The sequence below is a fragment of the Brevibacillus sp. 7WMA2 genome, from assembly GCF_010748895.1.
GTDB classification, from domain to species: domain Bacteria; phylum Bacillota; class Bacilli; order Brevibacillales; family Brevibacillaceae; genus Brevibacillus_B; species Brevibacillus_B halotolerans.
Window position 1 is genome coordinate 4,192,508 of record NZ_CP048799.1, and the last position, 17,832, is coordinate 4,210,339.

Consider the following 17,832-nt stretch of genomic DNA (forward strand, 5'->3'; position numbering starts at 1 on the left):
AGGGGGGAAAGATGTGTTAAGTAGATCAAAAAAGGAGAAGCAACGGCGTAATAAAGAACGAAAACGAATTTTCCTTGGATTTGTTTCTTTAAGCATGTGTTTTGGTCTAACGATGGGTGTTGCCTATGCTGATGTGGATGTTACGCAATTATTACAAGGGTGGTATGCACAAAGTACCGAGGTAGCCAAGCAATCGGTAACGGACGCCCTAAAAACGGAGACACAAGTACAAAAGGAGCGCTTGAAGGCAGAAATCCAAAGAAAACTTCTAGAATCGGCTGAAGATTTAAAGCAATTCACTTTGGAAGAGAAAGCGAAACGTCTTACATCTTTAGCAGATTATGCAGGTGACCTCATCGATAACTTAGATATCTCAAACGAAAAGGATAGACGGCAAGTAGAAAGAAAAATGGATGCTATTTTAAGTAGTGCGCAGCAGGCAATGAGGGACTTGGCTGACAGCTATGAGGCCCCTTCCTTGGAGTTTGTTCCAACAAAACCGACTCCATCGCAACCGCCTGTACAGGGAGGAGCGCCGGTTCCAACGCCAGAAGTGCCGCCAGCACCAAATCCGAGCAAGCCACAACCAGAGCCAAACTCGGGTGAGCCGCAACAGCCGGCGCCAAAGCCAAACCCGAGTGAGCCGCAACAGCCGGAGCCAGCTCCAAAACCAAGCGAGCCACAACAGCCGGAGCCAGCACCAAAGCCAAGCGAGCCGCAACAGCCGGAGCCAGCTCCAAAACCAAGCGAGCCACAACAGCCGGAGCCAGCACCAAAGCCAAGCGAGCCGCAACAGCCGGAGCCAGCTCCAAAACCAAGCGAGCCACAACAACCGGAGCCAGCACCAAAGCCAAGCGAGCCGCAACAACCGGAGCCAGCACCTGAACAGCATCAGGAAATGCCCCAAGTTTCTGTAACAGACGAGAAGCCAATCTCATCTGTAGAGAGGCCTGATCCAATAGAGAGCCAGGAACGCCCAGCAGATATTCCAGACCCAGCAAACGCAGAAAAGGAATCACTCCCGACACCATGATCTATTCAAAATGAGGAAACCACAACTTTATAGGAAAAAGGTGTTAAGGATGGAAATGATAAAACTAAAAACAAAAGAAAAAGATGCCGCACCTAACCAACCTAAAAAATCATTCCAAGCTGAGCTTTTCAGTTGGCTACGTTTTTTCCTGATATTAGCAGTCTGTTACTTTCTGATGATAAATAGTATTGGTCTAACAAGGGTGGTTGGCCATTCAATGGACCCTACCATGCAGGATGGAAGTATTGTACTGTTAAATAAAGTCCCTACCCATTTTACAAAGCCAGCCTTTGGTGATGTTGTAGTTATTCACGAGGAAGCGAAGGGATATGAAATCATCAAAAGAATCATTGGCTTGCCTGGTGATACGGTGAAAATTGAAAAAGGAGTCGTCTATGTAAATAATAGTCCGCTCCCAGAACTATATACGCAAGGTGTATCAGACGATATGGCTCCCCTAACAATTCTTCAGGATCACATGTTTGTATTAGGAGATAATCGAACATTGGGTGAAAGTATGGATAGCCGCGATCCTAGTATTGGCCAAATCCCTATTACAGACATTAAGGGATATGTTTCCTTATCGCTGTTCCCTTTTTATCGAGTAGCTAAGCCTTTAGAAGTCTAAAAGAATATGACAAAATCCAGCCTGAGACGTAGGCTGGATTTTTGTTTTCTTGAAACATATTCGTAGCGAAAGGTAGCTATACTAAGGAGGGCTAGTCCTTTCCTTACCCTGACACAATAGATGTTCACTTGTTAAAAATCCCGCTTGCAGGACCCTATTTTTTTATAAATAGGATATGGGCAATCGACGGAAATCAAGCATTATTTATTGATTTTTAGAAAAGAACACTAGTGCTAGACATAATTTATTCACAAATAAATACTAGCTACAAATTCGACAAAAATTCGCCCTGCATTGTTCACAACATAACGATAGTTTTTAACATAAAAGTTGAATATGTGTGATAAAATTCACACTGAAAGCGAACGATTTATGGTATGAGGGGGGAGTATGATTGGAACTGGATAGCACTATGCTGGCTCGAATACTAACATCCGTGACATTGGGGTTTCATATTATTTTTGCTTCAATGGGTGTCGGTATTCCTTTGGTTATCTCTATTGCCGAGTTTATTGGGATTCGAAAAAAAGACAAAGCTTATCTATTAATGGCACGGCGTTGGACACGAGGTTTTACTGTGACAGTAGCAGTTGGGGTCGTGACAGGAACCTGTATTGGTCTACAATTAAGTCTCTTGTGGCCGTCATTTATGAAATTGGCGGGAGAAGTAATAGCGTTACCGCTGTTTTTAGAAACGTTTATGTTCTTCTTTGAAGCAATTTTCTTAGGCATTTATATTTATACATGGGACCGATTTAAAAATCCGTATCTTCACTGGTTGATCTCTATCCCAGTGATAATTGGTTCCACAGGTTCTGCTTTCTTTATTATGACAGTGAATGCTTTTATGAATACGCCACAGGGCTTTACCCTCGTAGATGGAGTTTTACGTGATATTCAACCGATGGTAGCGATGTTTAATCCGGCTACTCCTTCAAAAGTGGGGCATATGGTTTTTGCTTCGTATGCCACTAGTGCGTATGTGATGGCTGCAATCGCTGCCCTAAGCATTTTGAAGGGGAAAACACATTCCTATCACAAAAAGGCACTTAACCTGTCGCTGACGCTTGCGTTTATCTTTTCGATGGGAACGGCTGTGTGGGGAGATATTGCTGGTAAGTTCCTAGCAGAGTATCAGCCTGTGAAGCTAGCAGCAGCGGAGTGGCATTTTGAAACCACTGACAAGGCCGAATTTGTTTTTGGTGGTATTTTGGATAAAGAAAAGCAAGAGGTTAAATATGCGATTAAGGTGCCCTATGCTCTTAGCATTTTAGCAACGAACTCTCCAAATGGCGTAGTAGTAGGGTTAAATGACATTCCTCGCGATGAATGGCCTCCACTGTTTATTCATTATTTGTTTGACAGCATGGCAGCTATAGGCGGATATATGGCATTGGTTCCAGTGCTTTACTTCTTAATTGTCAAGGTAAGGAAGCGGATGCCCCCTAAATGGATTCTGTGGGCTTCTGCTCTTGGGGCTCCACTTGGATTTTTAGCAATTGAATTTGGCTGGATGTTTGCGGAGATTGGTAGACAACCTTGGATATTAAATGGTTATTTACGAACGATGCATGCAGCGACAACGGCAAATAATGTTGGAGAAATGCTGATTCTTTTCTGCCTGCTGTACGCCTTCCTGGGAACGGTGTGCGCCCTTGTTCTTAAACGGATGTTTAAAGATAAACCAGTCGAATTGGAACTGGAAAAATAAGACGGGGAGGTAGAAATACATGACGCTTGCATTGCTTGGGATCACCATTCTGTGGATTTTCCTGTATGGTTATCTGATCGTTGCTTCCATTGACTTTGGAGCGGGATTCTTTGCTTACTATTCTAGACGCCGCAAGAAGGACCACATCGTAAACGGAATTATTCAGCGCTATCTGTCCCCTGTCTGGGAAGTTACAAATGTGTTTCTGATCTTCTTTATTGTAGGGATTGTCGGATTCTTCCCGGACACGGCTTACTATTACGGCACAGCGTTGCTAATTCCCGGTAGTTTAGCTTTAGTGCTGTTGTCTTTACGCGGTTCTTTCTATGCTTTTGCGCATTACGGGGCTAGGGATAGTACCGTTTATTATGGAATTTATGGAATTACGGGTCTGTTGCTTCCTGCTGCTTTATCTACCGTTCTGGTAGCATCGGAGGGTGGATTTATTGTAGAAGAGGGCAGGAAAATTCATCTATTAATGGGCAAAATGCTGGCAACTCCTTATACTTATGCGGTTATATTTCTTGCTTTAGTCAGCGTATTATTTATTAGCGCAACCTTTTTGACCTTTTATGCTAATAAAGCAGGAGATAAGGATGCGACCAAGATGTTACACTCCTATGCAATGATCTGGTCCCTTCCAACTATTATTGCCAGCTTGCTTGTGTTTTGGACCATTCAAATGCATAATCCAGAGCATTATGCCAAAATGGTGGAAAACGGATGGTTTTTCGTTGTTTCTTTTGTTTCGTTTCTGATAGCGACCTTTTTATTGTATAAACGACGTGCGTATGGATGGGCGTTTATTGCGGTCATGCTACAATTTTTCTTTGCTTTCTTTGGATATGGCAAAGCGCATTTACCTTACTTGTTGTATCCCTACATCACAATTAACGATAGTATTAACAGTCCAGAGATGGGGAAGGCGCTAGTCGTTGGGTTCATAGCCGGGCTATGTTTATTAGTTCCTTCGCTCATTTTGTTGATGAGGCTCTTCTTATTTGATGCTAAATACGTCAAAGGTGATAAGAAAAACTAGTAATTTGTTAACAATTTTTGACAAGAGAAGTACTCCAGCAGTTTGGGGCTGCTTCTCTTTTTTTTCTGTAGGAGACATATGATATATTTGAATTATCGTAAAATGAGGAGGATATTATTAATGAATAATTTCGTAAGGGAAGTTACACCTGAAGAGGTGTTGACGAAATTAAAGGAGGAGGCTGCTATTCAAATTATTGATGTGCGAGAGCCAGAAGAGTGGGTGGCAGGTCACATTGAAGAAGCGATCCTAATTCCCTTAAATGATGTTCCAGCATCTCTGGACCGATTTGATACTTCCAAAGAAATCATCATGGTATGCCGCAGTGGAGCAAGAAGCTACCATGCTTGCGAGTTTTTAAAGCATAATGGAATTGAAGCAGTCAATATGGAGGGCGGCATGCTCGCTTGGCCAGGAGAGATTGCTCGCTAAAGTAAAGTGGGGGAGTAACATGCCGAAACAACAGATAAAATGGTTGGGCTGGCTAGGAGCAATGTTTCTGTTACTCGTCGTAACCGGTTGTGGTGGCAGTGATAAGAAGGAAGGGACCATCGAATTACAAGCCACCCAAGATGGTTATCAGGCGAAGCTGGAAATAAAGCCGGGAATAGCTGGAGTTAATACGTATACAGTCACGATTACCAATGACAAAGCACAGACAACTGCAGGGCAAGGAGCTGTGTTGCATTTTGAAATGCCTAACATGGATACGCATGGTAAAAGTGAAAAGGAGCTAAAGAAGCAAAAGGAAGCAAACTGGCAAGAATCCGGCCCGCATATTATGATGCCTGGTGAATGGCAGAGCATGCTGGAGTGGAAAGATGATCAAGGCCAAGTACACACGTTTCTATACAACTACGAGATAAAAGAGTAGGGGGATAAAAATGGAGGATGTAACAGCAGGGAGTCTCTATCGAAAGTGGTTGCCCATCTTTGGAGTCATTATTATTCTGATTGCTGTAGGCAGTGTTTTGTACAAAAGCTATTTTTCAACGGCTGATATGCCAATTATTAAGAAAGTTCAAGATTTTACACTGGAGCGGATGGACGGGCAGAATGTCAAGCTTTCCGATTCCAATGGTAAAGTCCGTCTCATCTCATTCATTTTTTTGCGTTGTCCCGATGTCTGTCCGCTAACCACACAGCATATGGTGGATTTACAGAATGAATTAAAAGAAACTGGGATGTATGGAAAAGACATAGAATTCATTTCTGTCACTTTTGATTATGAAAACGATACTCCTGAAGCTTTACAGAAATATGCGAAAGCAGTTCAAGCCGATCCTAGCGGCTGGCAATTCCTACGTGGTCCAGATGATATTATGAAGCCAATATTAAATGATTTTTGGATTGGTGCAGAGAAGCAAAAGGATGGCCTCTATGTACATACTATGAAAACATTCCTTTTAGATAAAAATCAAAATATTCGTCAGATATACGGTATGGCGGATGATATGGACAAAGAAAAGATTTTACGTGAAATGAAAAAACTAGTTAAAGAGTAAGCGGTTCTATAACGGTTGAGGTAGGTTTACTATTTCCATTTCGTGAAAATAACTAGATAAATAGTTGAGAAGGCTGCCATGAGATATGGCAGCTTTTTTTCTTACCCAAAAATCCGCTTCTTTAAACTCACCTACATGAAACCTTAACAATCCTTAACACTCCTTTTACGTTACGTTCATTCTAGCTTTAAGCTCGGGATGTAGGATGAGAGTGTATAAGAAATCAAATGATTTGAAGGTGACGAGGGGGATTTCCTTTGAAAAAGATTTCATCCATTTTTATGGCAAGTATGCTATCTGTAGGGTTATTGTTAACTGGCTGTGGAGCAGGAGGCACTTCTAATGTGACAGCACCGGCTACACCAGCACCAGCTACAACCGAAACGAAACCAGATACGAATACAGCCAGCAGCGGTTCTATTACAGCTGTAGGGTCCACAGCCATGCAACCGTTAGTAGAGCAGGCAGCTAAGAAATTTATGGAGAAAAATCAGCAAGTGCAAATTCAAGTGCAAGGTGGAGGGAGTGGCACCGGTTTAAGCCAGGTGGCCAATGGTGCAGCTACTATTGGAAACTCTGATATTTTTGCAGAAGAAAAGAAAGGCATTCCTGCTGACCAATTAGTAGATCACAAAATTGCTGTAGTAGGTATGGCAGCCGTGATTCATCCTAAGGCAGGTGTAGATAATCTAACAAAGCAACAAGTAATTGATATTTTCACAGGTAAAGTAACCAACTGGAAGGAAGTCGGTGGAGCAGACCAAAAGATTACATTGGTCAACCGTCCGAAGAACTCTGGTACTCGTGCTACATTCGTGCAATACGCTCTGGATGGTGCAGAGGAGGCTGAAGGAATCACGGAGGATTCTTCCGGCACGGTTCGCAAAATTATCGCAGAAACTCCAGGAGCAATCGGTTACCTTGGCACTTCCTATCTCAATGATACTGTAAAAGCAGTAAAACTAGATGGTGTAGAAGCAACGACAGAAAACATCGTAACAAATAAATATAAAGTGTGGGCTTATCAGCACATGTATACAAAAGGTGAGCCAACAGGCGCGCAAAAAGATTTCTTGGATTTCATGACAAGTGACGAAGTACAAACAGGAATCGTACAAGAGCTGAAATATATCCCAGCATCCGCCATGAAGGTGGAAAGAACAGCGAAGGGTGAGAGTACACAAAAATAGAGAAACGTGTAGCTCAAAAAAAGGTGAACGAAATAAAGGGGGAGCGTTTAGTGAGCGCTGAACAAAGAACAACACTGTTACAGCAGGGAACAACAGTAAGAGCGGGGCAAATGAGAAACCCCGCTACTGCCAAAAAACTTTCCGACCGGTTCCATATCAATAAAAAACATGCATGGGAAGAAAAAGCAGGGAAGCTAATTACAGCTGTCTGTGCGGGATTGTTAGGCCTTCTAACGCTCTCCATCCTCTATTTTATTGCTTCACGCGGCCTCGCTACCTTTATGGTGGACGGGGTTAGCGTGTCGCAATTTTTTACCGGTACAAAATGGGACCCAGAAGCAGAGCCCGGCCAATTTGGGGCAGTAGCTTTTATACTAGGTTCCTTTGGGGTTACCCTGATTGCAACATTAATTGCAGCCCCACTAGGCATAGGAGCGGCTGTGTATATGACAGAGATTGCGCCAAGATTTGGCCAAAAAGTATTGAAGCCAGTTATGGAGCTGTTAGTTGGAATACCATCGGTGGTGTACGGCTATGTAGGTCTTACCTTGCTTGTTCCGTTTCTTCGCAGTCAATTTGATATTTTAGGATTTAGCTTACTTGCAGGGGGAATTGTTCTAGCAGTTATGATCCTGCCGACTGTGACCAGTGTTGCCGCTGATGCAATCGCAACTGTGCCACAGGAATTACGCAATGCCTCGCTTGCATTAGGTGCCACTCGCTGGCAAACAATTCGCCATGTTGTGCTATATACGGCACGGTCTGGCTGTCTGACAGGTGTTGTTCTTGGTATGGCTCGGGCCTTCGGTGAGGCGCTAGCTGTTCAAATGGTTATTGGAAATACGTTGAAGCTACCTGGAGGTTTATTCGATCCGTCGATTACACTGACAAGTGGTATCACATTAAATATGGGAAATACGATCCCAGGTACTCCTTATCATAATGCGCTTTGGTCCATGTGCTTGGTTTTGTTGGCTATGTCCCTATTATTTATCCTAGTGGTTCGCTTAATCGGTAGAAAGAAGGGGGCCAAATAATGACTAACAAGCAAAAGGATAAGCTCGCCACCTTCTTATTAACTGGAATTGCTGTTCTCTTAATTGCTATGTTGCTCGGTCTTTTGGGTTTTGTGATCAGCAAGGGGGCAGCAAAATTAAATTGGTACTTTATCACTTCCCCGCCAGACATGCTAAACGCAGGTGGAGGAATTGGTCCTCAGCTATTTAACTCGCTATATTTATTGGTCTTAACGATGTGCTTCGCTGTTCCTATTGGGCTTGGTGCAGGAATTTATCTGGCAGAATATGCGCCAGACCGCAAGTGGGTGCAAATGATTCGCATGTCTATTGAGGTGCTGTCTTCGCTACCGTCGATCGTTGTAGGTATGTTTGGGCTGTTACTGTTTGTAAGCATGACAGGCTGGGGATATTCATTGATCTCTGGGGCGTTGGCTCTGACTGTATTTAATCTGCCGTTACTTGTTCGGATTACAGAGGATGCCCTGCGTTCTGTCCCGCAGGATCAGAAGGAAGCTAGCTATGCATTAGGTGTAACGAAATGGAAAACAATCGTTTCGGTTCTATTGCCTGCTGCGTTGCCCGGCTTGGTTACGGGATTTGTACTTGCTTCAGGTCGCGTATTTGGGGAAGCGGCAGCACTACTGTTTACAGCGGGTATGACCTCTCCTGATATTCAATTTCATAATTTGGATCTAAGCAGCCCATCTTCTCCATGGAATGTATTTCGTCCAGCAGAGTCATTAGCTGTACACATCTGGAAAATTAATGCGGAGGGTCTCGTTGCAGATGCGCGAGAAATTGCGGATGGAGCGGCGGCCATTCTGGTGATCGCAGTTCTTCTGTTTAATGGTGGGGCACGTTGGTTTGGTCGTTGGTTGCACAAGCGTTTGACCAAAATTGCCGTCTAAGGAAAAGGAGAATCAATCATGCCAATAACAATTGCCCAAACAAAAGCAATTATTGAAGCAGAGAGCTTGTCCGTTTTTTATGGCGACAAGCATGCTGTAAAAAATATTCATATCCAAATGCAACGCAATACCGTAACAGCCTTAATCGGTCCGTCCGGCTGTGGGAAATCTAGCTTTCTACGCACGATTAATCGCATGAATGAAGAGATTAAAGGCTGTCGTGTGACAGGGAGACTTTTGCTAGATGGAGCGAATATCTATGAGCCTTCTGTAAAAAAAGAGGGATTGCGTCAATCGGTCGGAATGCTGTTTCAACGTGCTAATCCCTTTCAAAAATCCATTTATGAAAACATTGCATTTGCACCGCGCCATCACGGGACTACTAATAAAGCTGAATTAAACGATATAGTGGAAGAAAGTTTACGAAAGGCTGCCTTATGGGATGAAGTGAAGGATCGGCTGAATGATTCCGCTCTAGCTCTGTCAGGAGGTCAACAGCAACGGCTGTGCTTAGCACGTGCAATCGCAATGAAGCCGGAAATCCTGCTTTTAGATGAACCTTGTTCAGCGTTGGACCCAATCTCTACCTCGAAGATTGAAGAGCTCATCATCCAATTGAAACACGATTATACGATTGTCATTGTGACTCATAATATGCACCAGGCTGTACGAGTAGCAGATGAGACGGCTTTCTTTCTCATGGGAGAGCTAGTGGAGAAAGCCTCTACTGACAAATTATTCAATAACCCTAAGAGAGCAGAGACAGAAGATTATCTGAGCGGTCGTTTTGGGTAAGAATAAGGTGGTACAACAGAAAAAACCAGCATGGCTTTACGTCATTGCTGGTTTTTTTATATAACGGGAAATCATAACGATATAGGCTACTTGTTTGAGTACAAATCAATCTTTCATGCGTTAGGCATGGGAAAGACCTGTTTTCACGGATTCTTGCTTTTTTTAGTCTGTTTTATAGTCGAAATGAGTATACTAATTTTTTAGTGGAAGAAAAGTGAAAGTGTGAAAGCCTTGGGAGAATACAACTATCCATATGAAAATTATGTTACTATAAAGGCAGAGTGCATAGAACGGCCCACATCGTATTTGTAGGAGGTATTTTTTTGAGTGAGGTTAAAATTTTTGGTTTAGGTGGTCTGGGGGAAATTGGTAAAAACATGTATTGCGTAGAGTACGAGGATGAGATTATCATCATCGACTGTGGCGTAAAGTTTCCTGAGACCGAAATGTTTGGGATAGATTTGGTGATACCAGATGTTTCCTACCTAATTGAAAACCAGCATAAGATCAAGGCTATGGTACTTACTCATGGACATGAAGACCATATTGGTGCTATTCCCTATGTGTTAAAACAAATCCAGACAACGATTTATGGCGGACGCCTGACACTTGGTTTGGTAAAGGCTAAGCTTGAAGAGCACCGTATGCAAAATGACGTAAAGATGGTACCTGTGTTTGAGGATACGATTTTGTCATTTGAAAATCTCTCTGTTTCTTTCTTCCGTACTAATCATAGTATTCCTGATTCGTTTGGTATTGCGATTGAGACACCAGAAGGAACAGTGGTTCATACAGGGGATTTTAAATTTGACCTGACACCAGTAGGACGTCCTACAGAGTTTGGAAAAATTGCCCGCATCGGAAAAAATGGTGTACTAGCTTTGATGTCTGATAGCACCAACAGTGAACGTCCAGGCTTTACAATGTCAGAGCGTACGGTTGGCGATAGCATTATGGATGTCGTTAGCAAGGCGAGAGGTCGTATCATTCTGGCAACCTTTGCTTCTAATGTACACCGTTTGCAACAAGTTGTAGATGCAGCAGTAGCGGATGACAGGAAGATTGCTGTTATCGGCCGAAGCATGGAAAAAGCCTTCATGATTGGCCAGGAGCTAGGCTATATCCAAATACCTGAAGGATGTCAAATCGACATTAAAAACATTGATAATTACTCTGATAACAAGGTATTAATTATTTGTACAGGTAGTCAGGGAGAACCGATGGCAGCGCTAACGCGTATTGCGTCTGGTTCACACCGTTCCGTTCAGATCTATCCAGACGATACAGTCATTATCTCTGCATCGCCGATTCCAGGAAATACAGTTAATGTAAGTCGCATTATTGATAAGCTATACCGTGCTGGAGCTAACGTAGTACAAAACACAGCGTTTGATATTCATGCTTCCGGTCATGGCAGTAGTGAAGAATTGCGTCTTATGCTGAGTTTTTTGCGTCCTACCTACTTTATTCCAATCCATGGAGAGTATCGGATGTTAAAACAGCACGGTAGATTAGCTGAACAAGTGGGTGTAGAGTCTGATAACATCTTTATTATTGATAATGGCGATGTAGTTTCTTGTACCAGAGAATCAGGGCGTGTGACAAGCAAGGTGACAGCAGGTATCGTGCTTATTGATGGCAGCGGTATTGGTGATGTTGGCAATATCGTATTGCGCGATCGTAAACATCTTGCCGAGGATGGATTAATGGTTGTTGTCGTTAGCATCGATATGAAACAATTTAAGCTTCTAACTGGTCCAGATATCGTAAGTCGTGGTTTTGTCTATGTGAGGGGTTCCGAATCGCTGATCCAGGAAGCTACTGCTTTAGTCAAACAGAAGCTATTGGAAGCATTAGATCGTAAAGTCAGAGAGTGGTCTGAATTGAAATCTCAGATTAACCAGGTATTAAAGCCGTTCATCTTTGAAAAAACGGGACGCAACCCGATGATTCTTACCATTGTAATGGAAGTGTAATAAATGTAGATCCGCTGTACTCGATTGATACGAGAACAGGTATAATAGAAGAAATGTATTCAAAGGAGAGTTGAACGATTATGATGTCTTATGAAGCATATATGAGCCAGGTTATACAACCAATGCGAGATGAGTTAACGAATGCTGGGTTTGAAGAACTTCGCACAGCAGAAGAAGTAGAAGCAACTATCTCGAACCTAAAAGGAACTGCATTGGTAGTGGTTAACTCTGTATGCGGCTGTGCAGCAGGATTGGCTCGTCCCGCAGCTATCTATTCGACTCGCCATGAAGCTAAGCCAGACCATTTCTACACAGTGTTTGCTGGCCAAGATAAAGAAGCAACTGCGAAAGCACGCGAGTATTTTGAAGGGTACCCACCTTCTTCTCCTTCCTACGCACTATTGAAGGATGGTAAGCTGGTAGCGATGGTTGAACGCCACCAAATTGAAGGCAATGAGCTTGAATCCATTGCGAATCTCCTAACTGATGCTTATGATCAACATTGCAAATAGATAGCAGGGAATTAGAACGTCCATTCCATAATAGGAATGGGCGTTTTTTATTCTGAACATCCCCGGTTTTACAGGGAATGCGAGAGAATAAGACACGATGGCCTAGAAAGCGAACAGTGGTGCATAGACAAGTGTAAAAATACTTTAGGCACTAAAGGTAACCGGCCCCCCGCTATCTTTCATATGATGGGATGAAAGAAGAGGTGGATATAGATATGGGGCTAGTGTCGTTATTGCTGATTTGTTTAGCAATCAGTCTGGATGGTTTCGGCGTTGGGATGTCATATGGCTTACGTAAAATGAAAATGCCGTTTCTTTCGTTTATGGTAATTGGTCTGTGTTCCTTTACCGTGATCTTTGCTTCTATGACAATAGGAAAATGGCTTCAATATTGGGTAACTTCTGAACTTAGTTCTAAAATTGGAGCAACCGTGCTTATTCTGATAGGAGGTGTAACCTTTTGGAAAATGATGGTTAGTAAACAGAAGCAGTCAGATATCCTACCGGTAAAGGAGAAGGCAACATATCGGGAATTTCGCTGGACAATAAGAATGTTTGGTTTAATGATACACATTTTACGCAATCCTGCCAAAGCGGATACAGATCATTCGGGGCATATCGTAGGAACAGAAGCGGTCATGCTAGGTTTGGCGTTGTCCCTTGATGCATTTGGTTCTGGAATTAGTTTAACTCTATTGGGGTTTGCACCTCTCTTGACCTCGGTCTGGGTGGCTTTAACTAGCATGATCTTATTGTGGGCGGGGATCAAGGTGGGACGGCATTTTTCGTCGGTTGGATGGTTTCAGCGGCTATCATTTCTCCCGGCAATCCTTTTAATAGGAATAGGTCTTTTCAAATGGTGAGGGAACGAACGGAGGGCTTCGGTATCTTAGTTTTAAGAGAAGAAACCGAAGCTTTTTCGATTCCATGGACGATTAGCTATCCGAGGGATTGAGGCGACAGAAGTGCTTCGTGCATCCGCTGTTTTTCATTTCAAGCTTTTTTCATACTAGTCGGCTTGTCTGCATAGATATGAGAATAAGTTGATGAAGAGCATTGGAGGAGATTGTATTGAAGCCGAATAAACCGTGGTACCAAGTCCCTCTAGCGGAAATACCCAGAATGATAGGCAGTGACGTTCAAAACGGTTTAACACAGGAGGAAGCGGCTACTCGTAGACAAAAATATGGTAAAAACCAGCTTGCTGAGGCCGAGAAAATCCCACTTTATGTTGTGTTTATGAATCAGTTTAAAGATTTTATGGTGGGAGTGCTAGTGGTTGCCACCATCCTCTCCTTTTTCTTAGGAGAGTACCTAGACGCTATCGCCATCATTGCCATCATTTTTTTAAATGGCGTGTTAGGCTTTATTCAGGAAGCGAAAGCAGAGAGGTCGCTCAACGCTTTAAAAGATATGGCAGCCCCTATGGCCCGTGTCATTCGCAACGGAAATTTGGACATGATCCCTGCTACCCTATTAGTTCCAGGCGATCTTATCCTTCTTGAAGCAGGTGATCGTGTTCCTGCTGATATGAGACTGATTAATGCCAATCGGCTAGAGATAGAGGAATCTACGCTTACGGGAGAATCGATAGCAGTAATGAAAACTGCGAATGTGATTGAATCAACAGGAGCTGTTCCACTCGGCGACCAGAAGAATCTAGCTTTTATGGGAACGATGGTAGCCGGAGGAACTGGAAGGGGAATTGCTATTGAAATAGGCATGTCTACCGAGATCGGAAAAATTGCGCATTTGATCAATCAAGCTGACAAGATAGAAACTCCTTTACAGATTAAATTGGAACAGTTGGGGAAAACACTCGTCTGGATTGCATTGCTACTTACGATCTTTGTCATTGTAGCAGGGGTTTGGCATGGACAAGAATTGATGACAATGTTTCTCTCAGGGGTTAGTCTTGCTGTAGCGGCTATACCGGAAGGATTGCCTGCAATCGTTACAGTAGCCCTTGCTCTAGGCGTGCAGAGAATGATTAAAAGAAATGCCATTGTTCGCAAGCTCCCCTCTGTCGAAACGCTTGGTTGTGCGTCAGTCATTTGCTCTGACAAAACAGGGACTCTTACTGAAAATAAAATGACAGTGACTCACCTGTGGCATAGCGGAAAAAGCTTTGATGTAACGGGGAATGGCTACGAGCCCAATGGGGAAATTACATGGCAAGGAAAATCTATCAAGGCAACGATCGATCAAGGACTAACTCAGATTTGTCAAATTGCCGAAAAATGCAATAATGCAAAATTAGTAAATGCTCAGCAAAAGGAGAGGTCCAAGCTCATTTTGTCTAAAAATATTTCCACATGGAATGTGATTGGAGATCCTACTGAGGGAGCCCTGCTTAGCTTAGCCTACAAGGCATTAAAAGAGGGGAAAAAACAAGGCGACCCCACCATTCGCATTGACGAATTACCATTTGATTCTGAGCGTAAAATGATGTCTGTAGTAGAACAATCTCCAGATGGAAAAACAGAGCTATTAACAAAGGGAGCTGTTGAGGCTCTGTTAATGAACTCCTCTCACATCTATTGGCAGGGAGAAATTATACCTCTGACAAATGCACATCGTATAGAAGTTGCTAAGCAAACAGAAGAGATGGCAAGTAGAGCTCTGCGAGTCCTAGGCTTTGCTTACCGATCACTCCAAAACTATAAATCAGGTGAAAACTCATCAATCTTGGAAACGAATCTTACATTTTTAGGGATGGTTGGCATGATTGACCCCCCACGTCAGGAGGTAAAGTCTGCTATCCAGCTATGTCGTCAAGCAGGTATTAAAACAGTAATGATTACAGGGGATCATAAAATTACCGCAGAAGCGATAGGACGTCAAATTGGTCTGATGCCGGGAGGGAACAGCCATGTGCTGGAAGGAGCCACTATTGATGAAATGACTGAGGAAGAATTGATGCAAACGGTTGAAAAGGTATATGTTTATGCACGTGTGTCTCCAGAGCACAAGCTACGTATTGTCAAAGCGTTGCAAAACTGTGGTCATATTGTAGCAATGACAGGTGATGGTGTAAATGATGCACCTGCCATCAAGGCTTCTGATATAGGGATTGCAATGGGAATTACGGGAACAGATGTTACGAAGGAAGCGGCATCCCTGGTATTGCGAGACGATAATTTTACTACGATTGTTTCTGCTGTTGAGGAAGGCCGAAACATCTATGATAATATTCGAAAGTTTATTCGCTACCTACTTGCATCCAATGTAGGAGAGATATTAGTTATGTTTTTCGCTATGCTAATGGGACTACCCTTACCCTTACTTCCGATCCAAATCCTATGGGTGAATTTGGTGACGGACGGACTACCGGCTATGGCATTAGGGATTGATCCGTCTGAGGGAGACACAATGCGACATAAACCGCGTAAAAAACATGAAAATATTTTTGCCCGTGGATTGGGCTGGAAGATTATTAGTCGGGGGTTTTTAATTGGAACGATGACCCTAGGAGCTTTTATCGTTGCGTATTATGAAAATCCGAATGATCTTACTCATGCCCAAACAGTGGCGTTTGCTACTTTAGTTCTGGCACAACTCATTCACGTATTTGATTGCCGTAGCGAGCATTCCGTTTTTCACCGCAATCCATTTAGCAACAAGTTCTTGGTCTGGGCAGTGCTCTCGTCAATGGCTATGGTAATAGTGGTTATTTATTGGGATGTCATGCAGCCAATCTTTAAAACCACCTCCCTCTCCCTACGAGATTGGGCTTTAATCTTTGTTGCAGCAGGAATTCCTACTTTTGTTGCTGGTATGGGTGGAGTTTTTCGTTCCTCGCAGCCCAAAGAAGCTTATAAAGCCAACTAATAGAAGCGTACTCTCCTCGGCATGCATACAGTAGCAACAGGAGGGGGTGCTATGGAAACATTTTTTCTTGTGATGACGCTGGCCTGTTCGCTCATCGCTTATCTATTTGAGGAGCGATTATGGGTAACCCTACTTCGAACTACTGATAAGACGGAATTTGTCCAATGGTGCAAGCACTTGGAGGAACGAGGCATCGAGTATCATAGTCAAAAACATTTGATTCATGAAAATCACGCTTGGGTAAAGGTATACAAGGTTAAAGTTCCGAAAGAACTGGAATCACGAGTGAATACCCCATATCATGAAGAGAAAATGCAAAGAAGGAGCTGACCATCAGGTAGCTCCTTTTTCTTCTATTCTCCAAAAGTGGTAAAGAAAAATGATTCGCAAAACAGCCGTTTCGAGTATACTAGTAGGATGAAACAAGCCAACAAATTTTGACACGGACTGACAAGGATGGTGAAATCCAGTTTGAGCATTCGAACTAAGCGTATTCTATTATTATGTGTATTTCTTATTTTGATTACGGCGGCTTTTTTTGCATATAAAATCTTTGGTTTTTTGTCAGGGATTCAAGACACGACAATCTTTCCATCGAATCCGGCTGCTACAAAGCCAGAGGCTCCACCTGTATGGACGGGAACCGAGCGTGTTAACATTCTATTAATGGGTGTAGACAAACGTGAGATGCGTCCAAATGAACTTCCACGCTCTGATAGCATGATGCTAGTGAGCATTGATCCAAAAAAGAAAACGTATGACCTATTCTCTATTATGCGTGACACGCTGGTACGTATACCTGGACATGGCAAAACGCGTGTGAATGAAGCTTTAGCGTATGGCGGCCCAGAGCTTGCCATGGAAACAGTCAGTGATTTTGTAGGACAACCAGTCCATTACTATGTAATCACTGATTTTGAAGGCTTTAAGAGCTTGATTGATGCTGTTGGGGGTGTTGAGATAGATGTAGAAAAGAACATGCGCTATCATGACCCGACAGATAAAGGAAAGTACGATATTAATTTAAAAAAGGGATTGCAACGCTTAGATGGTGAGAAAGCATTGCAATATGCTCGCTTCCGACATGATGCCACTTCTGACTATACGCGTACAGAGAGACAGCGTAAGCTATTAAGCGCAGTGGCTACCGAATTAAAATCTACCACTACTATTCTTCAAATTCCTAAGATTTTGGATAGTGTACAGCCTTATATCCAAACCAATCTTGCCACACTTGATATGATCAAACTAGGCTCATTGGGGATGTCGCTTAAACAGGCAGGAGAAGGTGGTCATCAATTGCCACCGATGCATAAGTTCCAAGAAGCCCATGTTCCTGGCAAAGGTGCTGTGCTAATTCCATCTGAAAAAGACGTCATCAAATATGTGGACGAGCAGCTAAATAAAAGTGACGCAGCAGAGGATGAAGAAGGAAAACAGAAAGATTCCTCTAACACCAATCAAGATTCCTCTGTAAAGCATGCTTCTTAGAAACGCAATTTATTTTGATAGAGATGGTTTATCATGAACCATCTCTATTATTTTTCCATTGACACAGGATGCCTAATTCTTTATTCTTATAGATGATTTAGCCAATTCCTAGTGATTGTGTAGGAATTGATATATATCTTAAAATTTCGAAGATTCCGAAATATTTAACGTAATTTATTGCCCGTTCGGTTAAA

At 42.9% G+C, this 17,832-nt stretch carries 17 protein-coding genes; all 17 read left to right on the plus strand.

Annotation, left to right across the window (positions count from 1 at the left end):
- Nucleotides 1-13: 13 nt before the first annotated feature.
- The 17 genes from GOP56_RS17925 to GOP56_RS18005 all read left to right on the plus strand — a co-directional run bounded on the left by GOP56_RS17925 (nucleotide 14) and on the right by GOP56_RS18005 (nucleotide 17,638).
- Nucleotides 14-1,033: a hypothetical protein gene (locus GOP56_RS17925; RefSeq protein ID WP_163246197.1), complete on the plus strand. Its 1,020-nt coding sequence runs from the start codon at nucleotides 14-16 to the stop codon at nucleotides 1,031-1,033.
- A gap of 49 nt (nucleotides 1,034-1,082) precedes the next feature.
- On the plus strand, nucleotides 1,083-1,661 hold the full coding sequence (gene lepB / locus GOP56_RS17930; RefSeq protein ID WP_003333574.1) for a signal peptidase I: 579 nt from the start codon (nucleotides 1,083-1,085) through the stop codon (nucleotides 1,659-1,661).
- 394 nt (nucleotides 1,662-2,055) lie between these two features.
- Nucleotides 2,056-3,372 carry a cytochrome ubiquinol oxidase subunit I gene (locus GOP56_RS17935; protein ID WP_163246198.1) on the plus strand — a complete coding sequence of 439 codons (1,317 nt, stop codon included), beginning with the start codon at nucleotides 2,056-2,058 and terminating at the stop codon, nucleotides 3,370-3,372.
- Between the two features lie 19 nt (nucleotides 3,373-3,391).
- Nucleotides 3,392-4,411, plus strand: a complete 1,020-nt coding sequence (locus GOP56_RS17940; RefSeq protein ID WP_163246199.1) for a cytochrome d ubiquinol oxidase subunit II — start codon at nucleotides 3,392-3,394, stop codon at nucleotides 4,409-4,411.
- A 120-nt stretch (nucleotides 4,412-4,531) separates the two neighbouring features.
- Nucleotides 4,532-4,843, plus strand: a complete 312-nt coding sequence (locus GOP56_RS17945) for a rhodanese-like domain-containing protein (protein WP_003333570.1) — start codon at nucleotides 4,532-4,534, stop codon at nucleotides 4,841-4,843.
- A 19-nt stretch (nucleotides 4,844-4,862) separates the two neighbouring features.
- The gene (locus tag GOP56_RS17950; protein ID WP_003344855.1) at nucleotides 4,863-5,285 is read left to right on the plus strand and encodes a hypothetical protein; all 423 of its coding nucleotides are present in this window, start codon (nucleotides 4,863-4,865) and stop codon (nucleotides 5,283-5,285) included.
- A gap of 10 nt (nucleotides 5,286-5,295) precedes the next feature.
- Nucleotides 5,296-5,916, plus strand: coding sequence for an SCO family protein (locus GOP56_RS17955; protein WP_003333568.1), 621 nt, complete (start codon nucleotides 5,296-5,298; stop codon nucleotides 5,914-5,916).
- 257 nt (nucleotides 5,917-6,173) lie between these two features.
- Entirely contained in the window at nucleotides 6,174-7,106 is a 933-nt protein-coding gene (locus tag GOP56_RS17960) for a phosphate ABC transporter substrate-binding protein (RefSeq protein ID WP_163246200.1), read from the plus strand.
- A 110-nt stretch (nucleotides 7,107-7,216) separates the two neighbouring features.
- Entirely contained in the window at nucleotides 7,217-8,143 is a 927-nt protein-coding gene (gene pstC / locus GOP56_RS17965; RefSeq protein WP_051876135.1) for a phosphate ABC transporter permease subunit PstC, read from the plus strand.
- Complete coding sequence (pstA, locus tag GOP56_RS17970; protein ID WP_163246201.1) at nucleotides 8,143-9,033, plus strand: phosphate ABC transporter permease PstA; 891 nt, start codon at nucleotides 8,143-8,145, stop codon at nucleotides 9,031-9,033. The genes pstC and pstA overlap by 1 nt, the downstream gene beginning before the upstream one ends.
- A gap of 18 nt (nucleotides 9,034-9,051) precedes the next feature.
- Complete coding sequence (pstB, locus tag GOP56_RS17975; RefSeq protein WP_003333564.1) at nucleotides 9,052-9,828, plus strand: phosphate ABC transporter ATP-binding protein PstB; 777 nt, start codon at nucleotides 9,052-9,054, stop codon at nucleotides 9,826-9,828.
- A gap of 377 nt (nucleotides 9,829-10,205) precedes the next feature.
- Nucleotides 10,206-11,804, plus strand: coding sequence for a ribonuclease J1 (rnjA, locus tag GOP56_RS17980; RefSeq protein WP_254068742.1), 1,599 nt, complete (start codon nucleotides 10,206-10,208; stop codon nucleotides 11,802-11,804).
- 80 nt (nucleotides 11,805-11,884) lie between these two features.
- Nucleotides 11,885-12,316, plus strand: coding sequence for a BrxA/BrxB family bacilliredoxin (locus tag GOP56_RS17985; RefSeq protein ID WP_003333562.1), 432 nt, complete (start codon nucleotides 11,885-11,887; stop codon nucleotides 12,314-12,316).
- A gap of 215 nt (nucleotides 12,317-12,531) precedes the next feature.
- Nucleotides 12,532-13,179: a sporulation membrane protein YtaF gene (gene ytaF, locus GOP56_RS17990; protein ID WP_003344843.1), complete on the plus strand. Its 648-nt coding sequence runs from the start codon at nucleotides 12,532-12,534 to the stop codon at nucleotides 13,177-13,179.
- Between the two features lie 202 nt (nucleotides 13,180-13,381).
- On the plus strand, nucleotides 13,382-16,147 hold the full coding sequence (locus GOP56_RS17995; protein WP_174250734.1) for a calcium-translocating P-type ATPase, SERCA-type: 2,766 nt from the start codon (nucleotides 13,382-13,384) through the stop codon (nucleotides 16,145-16,147).
- Between the two features lie 51 nt (nucleotides 16,148-16,198).
- Nucleotides 16,199-16,477 carry a hypothetical protein gene (locus GOP56_RS18000; protein WP_003344839.1) on the plus strand — a complete coding sequence of 93 codons (279 nt, stop codon included), beginning with the start codon at nucleotides 16,199-16,201 and terminating at the stop codon, nucleotides 16,475-16,477.
- Nucleotides 16,478-16,603: 126 nt separating this feature from the next.
- The gene (locus GOP56_RS18005; protein WP_163246204.1) at nucleotides 16,604-17,638 is read left to right on the plus strand and encodes an LCP family protein; all 1,035 of its coding nucleotides are present in this window, start codon (nucleotides 16,604-16,606) and stop codon (nucleotides 17,636-17,638) included.
- Nucleotides 17,639-17,832: the final 194 nt, after the last annotated feature.